The sequence below is a fragment of the Streptomyces sp. NBC_00669 genome (genome assembly GCF_036226785.1).
Lineage (GTDB): Bacteria > Actinomycetota > Actinomycetes > Streptomycetales > Streptomycetaceae > Actinacidiphila.
Map to the genome: position 1 here is coordinate 8,896,288 of NZ_CP109018.1, position 10,846 is coordinate 8,907,133.

At 72.4% G+C, this 10,846-nt stretch carries 2 protein-coding genes; both read left to right on the plus strand.

From position 1 onward, the window contains the following. Entirely contained in the window at positions 1-1,344 is a 1,344-nt protein-coding gene (locus tag OG896_RS37480; RefSeq protein ID WP_329372607.1) for a sensor histidine kinase, read from the plus strand. A gap of 219 nt (positions 1,345-1,563) precedes the next feature. Then, positions 1,564-10,674, plus strand: a complete 9,111-nt coding sequence (locus OG896_RS37485) for a non-ribosomal peptide synthetase (protein WP_329372609.1) — start codon at positions 1,564-1,566, stop codon at positions 10,672-10,674. Positions 10,675-10,846: the final 172 nt, after the last annotated feature.

Sequence of the window (10,846 nt, forward strand, 5' to 3'; positions counted from 1 at the left end):
ATGGCGACCACCCTCCTGACCCGCACCCGCGACCGCCTGCGCCGCTCCGCCGCCGCGACTCGGGCGCGCGCCCTGATCCGCGTCCTCACGCCCCGCCGGGTCCGGGTCCGCTTCGCCATGCTCTTCGGGCTGCTGTTCATCGCCTCCGGCGCCGTCCTGCTCAGCATCACCTACCTGCTCGTCAACCACCCCATCCACAGCGTGGTCACCGCCTTCCACGGAGCGCCGGGCAGCCTCCCACCGGTCAGCGCCCCGCCAGGGGGCGCTCCGCAACCCCAGACGGTCATCCCGCTCGGCCCGGGCTCCGCGTCCCCGCCGGCCGTCACCAACTGGCTCGACGACCAGATGCGCAGGCAATCCGCCCAGCTGCACCGCGCCCAGATGCATGACCTCCTCGTGCAGTCCGGAACGGCCCTGGCCATCATGGCGGCGATCTCCATCGTGCTCAGCTGGCTCCTGGCCCGGCGGGTGCTCCGGCCCATGCGCACGCTCAACGCCGGCGTCTGCCGGATCTCCGCCAGCAACGTGCACGAGCGCCTCGCCGTCGAGGGCCCCCGCGACGAGATCAGCGAACTCGCCGACAGCGTCGACGGACTCCTCGAAAGGCTCGAAGCCGCCCTGGAGTCCCACAAGCGCTTCGTCGCCAACGCCGCCCACGAGCTGCGCACCCCGCTCACCGTGGAACGCGCCCTCCTGGAGGAGTCACTCCTCGACCCCGACGCCACCGCCCAGTCCTTCCGGGAGAACTTCGAGCGCCTGCTGCGGATCAGCACCCACCAGGGAGCCCTGCTGGAGTCTCTGCTCACCCTGGCCGTCAGCGAGCGGGGCATGGACCGGACCGAGCCCGTCGACCTGGCCAACGTCACCAAGTCCGTGCTGCTCACCCAGCTGACGGAGACCCAGCGGCGCGGCGTGCGGATCGTGGACCGCACCGAGCCGGCGCCGGTCGCCGGCGACACCGCGCTCCTGGAGCGGCTGGTCGCCAACCTGGTGCACAACGCCGCCTACTACAACGTTCCCGACGGCAGCATGGACATCACCGTCCGGCGGCACGACCGGCGCGCCGTCCTCACGGTCTCCAACACCGGCCCCGAAGTCCCGCAGGACCGCGTGGACCAGCTCTTCGAACCGTTCCAGCGCATGCGCCGCACAGCGGGCGACGGCCACCACGGCCTCGGCCTGTCGATCGTCCGGGCCATCGCCGCGGCCCACGACGCCACCCTCAGCGCCCGCGCCAGGCCGGGCGGCGGGCTCGTCATCGAGGTCTCCTTTCCCCTTCCCGTCAAGGGAACGGAACGATACGAGCGTTGGCCGCAGGCGCGCGCCGCGACCGCGTCCAAGTGACCAGGACGGCGGGTTGGACGGAGCCGCCCGATAGGTATCGTTCTGTGTGACCGGACCGGCTGTGAACGGGCTTTGCCGACGTTCCACCGGGATTTTCGGCACACGGGATGAGATTCTCAACGAGCTTCCCGAGCGGAAGCTCTTTGCCTTGCGTTTCCCACGAAATGGTGCTTGGGCAGCCGCATGCCCATGAAGTGGGAATACGGATCGGGGGTAGGCATGAGCGAGCGAATCGATGGCGGTATCTCCCTGTCCGACGGCCAGGAGGGCATCTGGCACGCGCAGCGCCTGGGGGGCCCGCGCGCGCTCTACAGCGTCGGGCAGGCCGTGCAGATCACGGGTGCCCTGGACGTGCCCGCCTTCGAGGCCGCGCTGCGCCGGACGGTCGAGGAGACGGAGATCCTCGGCGTGCGATTCGCCGAGGACGCGGTCGGCGGGGTGCGCGCCGTGCCGCACGCCGCCCGGCCATGGACCTTGCGCATCGAGGAACCGGACGAAGACGGCGACGACCGGCGGGCGTGGACCGAGACCCGGATGCGCCAGGAACTCGCCGGCGTGGAGAATCCGCTCGGAGCGCGCCTTTTCTCTTTCGTGCTCTTCAGAATCGATTCCCACCGGCACTGCTGGTTCCAGGGCTACAACCACCTGCTGCTCGACGGTCATGGGTGCACGCTGATGGCGCGCCGGGTCGCCGAGGTGTATTCGGCGTCCGTCGCGGGCGGTGCGTACCCGAATTCCGAAAGAATCTCGTTGAGCAAGGCGCTTGACGAGGAGGCGAGGTATCGGAACTCGGCCGAATTCGAGGACGATCGGCGCTATCTGTACGACCGATTCTCGGATCGGCCGGAGATGGCGGAAAGCCCCCGCCTTTCCGGCGTCTCCGGGCTTCCACGGGGCGGTGAAGCCGGCACCGGAGGCGGGGCAGTACTGCGGGAGACGGGCGGCCTGACCCCCGCCGCGGTCGACGCGCTGCGCGCCGCGGCCGGCGGGTCCGGCCTGCGGACGTCCCGGCTGCTGGTCGCCGCCGCCGGCGCCTACGTCAGCGGCATGGCCGGGTCGGCGGAAGCGTTGCTCAGCCTGCCCCTGACCGGCCGCGTGGGCGAGGCGGACCTGCGCGCCCGCATGACCAGGGCGAACATGCTGCCCCTGCGGTTCCCGGTGCCGGCCGCGGCGAACCTGATCGACCTCGCCCGGACGGCCGACGGGGCCGTCGGTGAACTGCTCCGGCACCAGCGGTACCGCGGCGAGTGGCTGCGCCGGGAGTTGGGCTGGCCGGAAGGCGACCGCTGGCACTTCGGGCCGTACGTGAACATCCTGCCGCGGACCGGTGAACTCGCCTTCGGTGACTGCCGAGGCGTGGCACGGGACGTGTCCACCCGGCTGGTCGAGGACTTCGGGGTGCTGGTCGACCGGACGGGCTCGGGGATCGACATCACCGTAGAGGCGAACGCGGCACTCTACGACCGGGCGTGGGTGCGGGGGGTCCGTCGATCGCTGGTCGGCTTCGTCGAGCGCGCGGTCGGCGACCCGACGGTGCCGGTGCGGCGGATCGGAGTGCTGGGGGACGACGAGCGTGCCCTGGTGGTGAGCGGATGGAATGCCACGGCGCGGGACGTGGACGCGTCGACGGTAATGGAGCGGTTCCGGGGGTGGGTGGTTGAGACTCCGGATGCGGTGGCGGTGTGGTGTGGGGGTCGTGGGTTGTCGTATGCGGAGGTGGATGCGCGTTCGGATGTGTTGGCGCGGGGGTTGGTGGCGCGGGGTGTGGGTGGTGAGTCGCGGGTGGGGCTGTGCCTTCCGCGCGGGGTGGAGATGGTGGTGGCGATGGTGGGGGTGTGGAAGGCGGGTGGGGCGTATGTGCCGTTGGACCCGGAGTACCCGTCGGAGCGGTTGGCGTTCATGGTGGCTGACAGTGGCGCTGAGTTGGTCCTGGTCGCGGACGAGACGGTGGATCGCCTTCCTGGGGATGTCGAGAGGGTCCGGCTCGACGATCTGGAGAGCGGAGTGGGGGAGTTGCCGGTAGTTGCTCCTGACCAGTTGGCGTATGTGATCTATACGTCGGGGTCGACGGGGCGGCCGAAGGGTGTGGCGGTGGCTCACGCTTCGGTGTCGAATTTGGCGTCGGCGATGCGGCCGGTCCTTGGCGTGGAGCCGGGTGTGGTGGCGTTGCAGTTCGCGTCGTTCAGTTTTGACGCGGCGGTGCTGGATGTGGCCGTCACCCTGGCCGGAGGTGGGGCCTTGGCGGTGGCGTCGTCCGAAGAGCGGCTGGATTCCTCGGCGCTGGCGCGGATGGTCGGGGCGGCGGGTGTCGACGTGGCGAGCGTCGTGCCGTCGTTGTTGGGGGTGTTGGAGCCGGAGGCGGTTCCCGGGGTGGCCAACTGGGTGTTGGGTGCGGAGCGGTTGGAGGCCGGCCTGGCGGCGAAGTGGCGGGCGGGGGCGCGGGCGTGGAACACGTACGGGCCGACCGAGGCCACCGTCATCTCTACCGCCATCCTGTTGGAGGAGGGCATTACCGGTCAGGACCCAGCGCCCGCGATCGGCCGTCCGCTGCCCAACGTCCGTACCTACGTCCTCGACTCCTTCCTCCGGCCCGTTCCCGTAGGCGTGGTGGGCGAGTTGTACATCGCGGGCGAGGGTCTGGCTCGTGGGTACATCGGGCGGACCGATCTGACGGCGGAGCGTTTCGTGGCCTGCCCGTTCGACGACGGCAGCGGCGGCGACGGCAGCGACGGCGGCCGGATGTACCGCACCGGTGACCTGGCCCGCTGGACCGCGGACGGCCAACTGGCGTTCGTGGGGCGGGCGGACGAGCAGGTGAAGATCCGCGGATTCCGCGTCGAACTCGGCGAGGTCGAGGCCGTCCTGGCCGCCCACCCGCAGGTCGAGCGGGCCGTGGCGGTGGTGCGGGACGGGCGGGTGGTCGGGTACACCGTCGGCGATGCGGACGGGCCGGACGTGCGGGCCTTCGCCGCCACGCGGTTGCCGGAGTACATGGTTCCGTCGGTGGTCATCGCGCTGGAAGCGCTCCCGTTGACCGTCAACGGCAAGATCGACCGCTCCGCCCTGCCCGCGCCCGACCTCGGGTCCGCCGATCCGCACGCCCCGTCGACAGGGACCGAGCAGACGCTGCGCGCGCTGTTCGCGGAGGTGCTGGGCGTGGAGGCGGCTGCGGTCGGAGCCGGGGACAGCTTCTTCGAGCTGGGCGGCGACTCGATCACCGCGATGCTGGTGGTGTCGCGGGCCCGCCGCGCGGGACTGGTCGTCGGGGCCCGTCAGGTGCACGAGTTACGGACGCCGGCAAGGCTGGCCGCCGTGGCGACGCCGGTCGACGGGACGGCTGACGGCGCTCTCACGGCGGACACCGCCGCTGGTGAGGTGCCGCTGACACCGGTGATGCGGGAAGTACTGGACCGGGTCGGTGCCGGCAGCGTGCGCGCCGTCGTGCAGTCGGTGGTGGTCGAAGCCCCTGCGGGACTGGACGAGGCGGCGCTGCGGGCCGCGGTCGCGGCCCTGGTGGAGCGCCATGAGGTGCTGGGAGCACGGTTGGTGGCGGAGCCCGTGCTGCTGATGGTGCCGGAGGCGGGCGACGCGGTGTCGGTGGACGGGCTGGTGGCGCGCGTCGATGCGGCGGGAGTGGACCGCCCGGACCCGGCGGCATTGGTGGCCCTGGTGGACGCGGAGATCGACGCGGCGGTGGTACGCCTGGACCCTGCGGCCGGGGTGATGTTGCAGGTGGTGTGGCTGGACGCGGGGCCGGAGGCATCTGGGCGGCTGGTCATGGTGGCCGACCATCTGGTCGTCGACGCGGTGTCCTGGCAGGTGCTCCTGCCGGACCTGTGGTCCGCGTACCACGCACTCGCCGCTGGACACGCCGTGGAGTTGGACCCCGTACCGGTGCCGTTCCGGGCGTGGGCCCGGGAGTTGGCGGTGGAGGCGGGGCGCCCGGAGCGGGTGGCCGAGCTGGGTGCGTGGCGGGCGGTGCTGGCGGGCGACGGCCCGGACCCGCTGCTGACGGACGCCGCACTGGACCCCGGTGTGGATGTAGGCGCGACGGTTCGCGAGGTGGCCGTGACCGTACCGGCGGAGATCACGGCGGCGCTGCTGACAGCGGTCCCGGCGGCGTACCACGCGGGAGTGGACGAGGTGTTGCTGGCGGGGCTGGCGGGGGCGGTCGGCGAGTGGGCCGGCGTGGGCGGGTTCCTGGTGGACGTCGAAGGACACGGCCGGGTGCCGCTGGCCGAGGGGATGGACCTGTCGCGGACGGTGGGGTGGTTCACCGCCTCGCGTCCGGTACGGCTGAGCACGGACGGCGACACGTCGGTGCGGCGGGCGAAGGAACAGGTGCGGGCCGTCCCGGGTGACGGCCTCGGTTACGGGCTGCTGCGGCACGTCAACCCGGACACGGCCGAGGAACTGGCGGCTCTTCCCTCGGCCCAGGTCGGCTTCAACTACCTGGGGCGGGGAGGCGCGACCGAGGGCTTCGGGGCCCGGAGCGCCCCTGATGCCCCGCCGATGCACGCCGTGGAACTGCTGGGGTCGGTACGCGAGTCAGCGGGCGGTGCGGTGCTGGAGCTGAGAGCGGCGTGCCCGGAACGGCTGATGGGTGAGGACCGGGCGCGCGGACTGCTGGCGGCGTGGGCGCGGGTGCTCGCCGAACTGGTGGCGGATGTCGGGGCCGGGGCGGGTGGTCACTCCCCGTCGGACTTCCCGCTGGTCGCGCTGGACCAGGCCGGTGTGGAGGAGATCGAGTCGGCGGTTCCGGAGCTGGTGGACGTCCTTCCCGTCGCGCCGCTCCAGGAGGGCCTGCTGTTCCACTCGCTCTTCGACGACAAGGGTGCGGACGTATACGTCGAGCAGCTGGTCCTGACACTCGACGGCGACGTGGACGGGCCCCGGCTGCACGCGTCGTGGCAGGCGCTGCTCGATCGGCACGCCGCGCTGCGCGCCGGGTTCGTGCAGGTGGCGGGCGCGGCAGGTCCGGTGCAGGTGGTCGTCGGCCGCGCTGTACTGCCATGGCGCGAGGTCGACCTGAGGGGGCTGGGCGACGACGCCGCGGATCGGGTGGGTGCCGAGGAGCGGTCCGCGCGGTTCGACCTCGGCGCGCCGCCGCTGCTGCGGGTGGCCCTGATCCGGACCGGCGCCGGCCGGTCCCGGCTGGTGGTGTCGCTGCACCACCTGTTGCTGGACGGCTGGTCGCTGCCGTTGATGCTGCGCGAGTTGTGGGCGCTCTACGCGGCCGGTGGCCGGGCGGACGGACTCGCCGCGTCCGTGTCGGCGCGGCCGTACTGGACGTGGCTGGCCGGTCGGGACACGGCGGCGGCGCTGGAGGCGTGGCGGGCCGAACTGGCGCCGATCGAGGAGCCGACGTTGGTCGCGCCGACCGAGCCGAGCGCGGCGGCCGCCGTCGTCCTGGACCGGGTGACCGGCCGCGCCGGCGCCGAACTGCTCCGCGACCTGGAGCGGGTCGCCCGTGGCGCCGGCGTGACACTCAACACCGTCATCCAGCTGGCCTGGGGGATGGTGCTGGGCCAGCTGACGAGCCGTCGCGAGGTGGTGTTCGGCGCGACGGTGGCGGGGCGCCCGGCGGAACTTCCGGGCATGGAGACGATGCTCGGCTTGTTCATCAACACGCTGCCGGTGCGTGTCGATCTGGACGCGGCCCGTTCGGTGCGCGAGGCGCTCCAGGCCCTCCAGGCGCGGCAGTCGGCGCTCCTCGACCACCAGCACGTGGGGCTGAGCGCGGCCCAGCGGGCAGCCGGTCCCGGCGCGACCTTCGACACGCTGCTCGCCTTCGAGAACTACCCGGGCGACCTGGATGTCCAGCCGGTCGGTGACGAACTGTCGCTCGCGGGCACCGAACTCCGCGAGTCGACCAACTTCGCGCTGGCGCTGGGGGTCACCCCTGGCGACGCCCTTGCGATCCGTCTCGACTACCGCTCCGACGTGTTCGGGCGTCGCGATGCCCTGCGGATGGTTCGCCGCCTGGTGCGGGTGTTGGAGCAGGTGGCGGCTGATCCGCGGGTGCGGTTGGGCGAGATCGAGTTGCTGGAGGAGTCCGAGCGGTCTGCGGTCGTGGAGGAGTGGAATGCCACGGCGCGGCCGTTTGAGTTCGGCACGGTGCTGGACCGTTTCCGTGGGTGGGTGACCGAGACTCCGGACGCGGTGGCGTTGTGGTCGGGGGGTCGGGGGCTGTCGTATGCGGAGGTGGATGCGCGCTCCGATGCTCTGGCGCGGGGGTTGGTGGCGCGGGGTGTGTGTGGTGAGTCGCGGGTGGGGCTGTGCTTGCCGCGGGGGGTGGAGGCGATCGTGGCGATGTTGGGGGTGTGGAAGGCGGGCGGGGCGTATGTGCCGTTGGACCCGGAGTACCCGTCGGAGCGGCTGGTGTTCATGGTGGCGGACAGCGACGCCGAGTTGGTGTTGGTGACGTCTGAGACCGCTGGTCGGTTGTCGGCGGATGTCGAGACGGTTCTGCTGGATGAGGTGGGGTGTGATGGGGGCGGTCTGCCTGAGGTGGTCTCTGACCAGTTGGCGTATGTGATCTATACGTCGGGTTCGACGGGGCGGCCGAAGGGTGTGGCAGTGGCTCACGCTTCGGTGGCGAATTTGGCGGCGGCGATGCGTCCGGTCCTGGGTGTCGAGGCGGGCGTGACGGCGTTGCAGTTCGCGTCGTTCAGTTTTGACGCTGCGGTGCTGGATGTGGCGGTCACCCTGGCCGGGGGTGGGGCCTTGGCGGTGGCGTCGTCCGAAGAGCGGCTGGACGGTACACAGTTGGCGCGGATGGTCGGGGCGGCGGGAGTCGAAGTGGCGAGCGTCGTGCCGTCGTTGTTGGGTGTGCTGGAGCCGGAGGCGGTTTCGGGGATCGGCAATTGGGTGTTGGGTGCGGAGCGGTTGGCGGCCGGCCTGGCGGCGAAGTGGCGGGCGGGTGCGCGGGTGTGGAACACGTACGGTCCGACCGAGGCCACCGTCATCTCTACCGCCGTCCTGTTGGAGGAGGGCATCACCGGTCAGGACCCGGCGCCCGCGATCGGCCGTCCGCTGCCCAACGTCCGTACCTACGTCCTCGACGCCTACCTCCGGCCGGTCCCCGTAGGGATCACCGGTGACCTCTACGTCGCCGGGGCCGGCCTGGCTCGTGGGTACATCGGGCGGCCCGACCTGACGGCGGAACGGTTCGTCGCGTGCCCGTTCGACGGCGACGGCGGTCGGATGTATCGCACCGGGGACCTGGCCCGCTGGACCGCGGACGGCCAACTGGCGTTCGTGGGACGGGCGGACGAGCAGGTGAAGATCCGCGGCTTCCGCGTCGAACTCGGCGAGGTCGAGGCCGTCCTGGCCGCCCATCCCGGTGTGGCGCGGGCGGTGGTGCTGGCGCACGGCGGTCGGCTGACCGGGTACGTCGTCGGAGCGGTGGACGCGAACATGGACGCGGACGCCGTACGGGCCCACGCGGCGACGAGACTGCCGGAGTACATGGTCCCGTCGGCGGTGGTGGTGCTGGACGCCTTCCCGCTGACCGTCAACGGCAAGATCGACCGCGCGGCCCTGCCCGTCCCCGACCTCACGTCCGTTGCCACCCGTGCGCCCGCGACCTCCGCCGAGGAGGCGTTCTGCGCCTTGTTCGCCGAGGTGCTGGGCCTGGAGGAGGCAGGGGTCGGGGACGGGTTCTTCGAGCTGGGCGGCGACTCGATCATGTCGATGCTGCTCGCCTCCCGCGCCCGCCGGGCCGGTTGGGTGGTGACGCCCCGCCAGGTCTTCGAGGAGAAGACCCCGGAGCGGCTCGCGTCGGTGGCGGTCGCGACCGCGCACGCGTCGGCGCAGATCGAGGACGGCGGTGTCGGCGAGGTGCCGTGGACGCCGGTGATGCGGGCCGTGGGCGCGGACGCGCTGCGGCCGCGGTTCGCGCAGTGGATGGCCGTGGGCGCGCCCGCCGGGCTGGGGACGGATGTGCTGGCAGCGGGGCTGGGGGCGGTGCTCGCCGCGCACGGCATGCTCCGGGCCCGGGTCGGGGGTGGGCCGGATGACCCGGTGCTCGTGGTGCCGGAACCCGGCACGGTGGATGCGTCCGGGCGCGTCGTGCGCGTGGACGCCGTCGGTGTCCCCGACGACCGTCTGGACGACGTGACCGCCGGCGCGGCCAGGGACGCGATCGACGGTCTGGACCCGGTGGCCGGCGTGATGGTGGTCGCGGTGTGGGTGGACGCCGGCCCGGACCGCGTCGGTCGGGTGGCCCTCGTGGCGCACCACCTGGTGGTCGACGGGGTGTCGTGGCGGGTGCTGATGCCGGATCTGCGGGCGGCCTGCGAGGCCGTGGCCGCCGGCCGTGAGCCCGAGAGCGTCCTGCGGGCCGGTGGCACCTCGTTCCGTTCCTGGGCACGGCAGTTGGAGCGCTCTGCGCGGAGCGCGGAGCGGTTGGCGGAGCTGGACGGCTGGGTGGGTCTGCTGTCCGGGGCCGACGCGCGGACCGTGGGCGGGGTCCGTTCCCTCGACCCGGCCCGCGACACCGTCCGGACCCTCTCCCGCCGCGAGTGGACGGTCCCCGCCGACCGCAGCGCCGTCCTGGTCGGCCGTACCCCGGCGCTCTTCCACTGCGGTGTGCACGAGGTGCTGCTGGCAACGCTGGCCGGAGCCGTGGCGCGGTGGCGTCCGCACCCCGGCGGCGCTGGACTGCTGGTGGAGGTCGAGGCGCACGGCCGCGAGCCGTTGTCGGAGGGCATGGACGTGTCCCGGACGGTGGGCTGGTTCACCGCGGCGCATCCCCTGCGGCTGGAGGTGTCGGGGCTCGACCTGGCGGATGCCGCGGCTGGCGGTGCCTCCGCCGGCGGGCTGGTCAAGCGGGTGAAGGAGCAGGTGCAGGCGGTGCCCGGGGACGGGCTGGGCCACGGCCTGCTCCGCCGTGCGAATCCGGACACGGCCAGGGTGCTGGCGGATCTTCCCACCCCGGAGATCGGCTTCAACTACCTGGGCCGGTTCGCGGCCGCCGGAACGCCCCGAAGCCCGGTCCGCGCCTGGCAGCCGGCCGGGGAGACCGCGATGGTCGGAACGGCGGACCCGGACATGCCGGTGCCGCATGTGCTGGCCGCCGGCGCCGTCGTGGCGGACACCCCGGACGGGCCCCTGCTCACGCTCACGCTGAGCTGGCCCGGAACGCTGCTCGGCGAGAGCCGGGCGGAGCGCCTCGGCCAGACCTGGCTGGAACTGCTGGAGGGCCTTGCCGTCCACACCGCCGATCCGTCGGCCGGCGGCCACACACCCTCCGACTTCGCGCTGCTCGATCTCGACCAGGACGAGATCGAGGCCCTGGAGTCCGAGTTCGCCGACGACCTCAACTGATCCCACCCCTCCCGTCTCCCGACCTCAGCCCCCTGATCCCTCCAGCTCCTGATCCCTCCACCCTCTGATGCTCCGCCCCTGCTCCGCCCCTGCTCCGCCCGTGCTGCCGAACCGAAGCTGTGACCGCCGTGACCGCTGTGACCTCTGTTACCGCCATGAGGAGACGTACGCG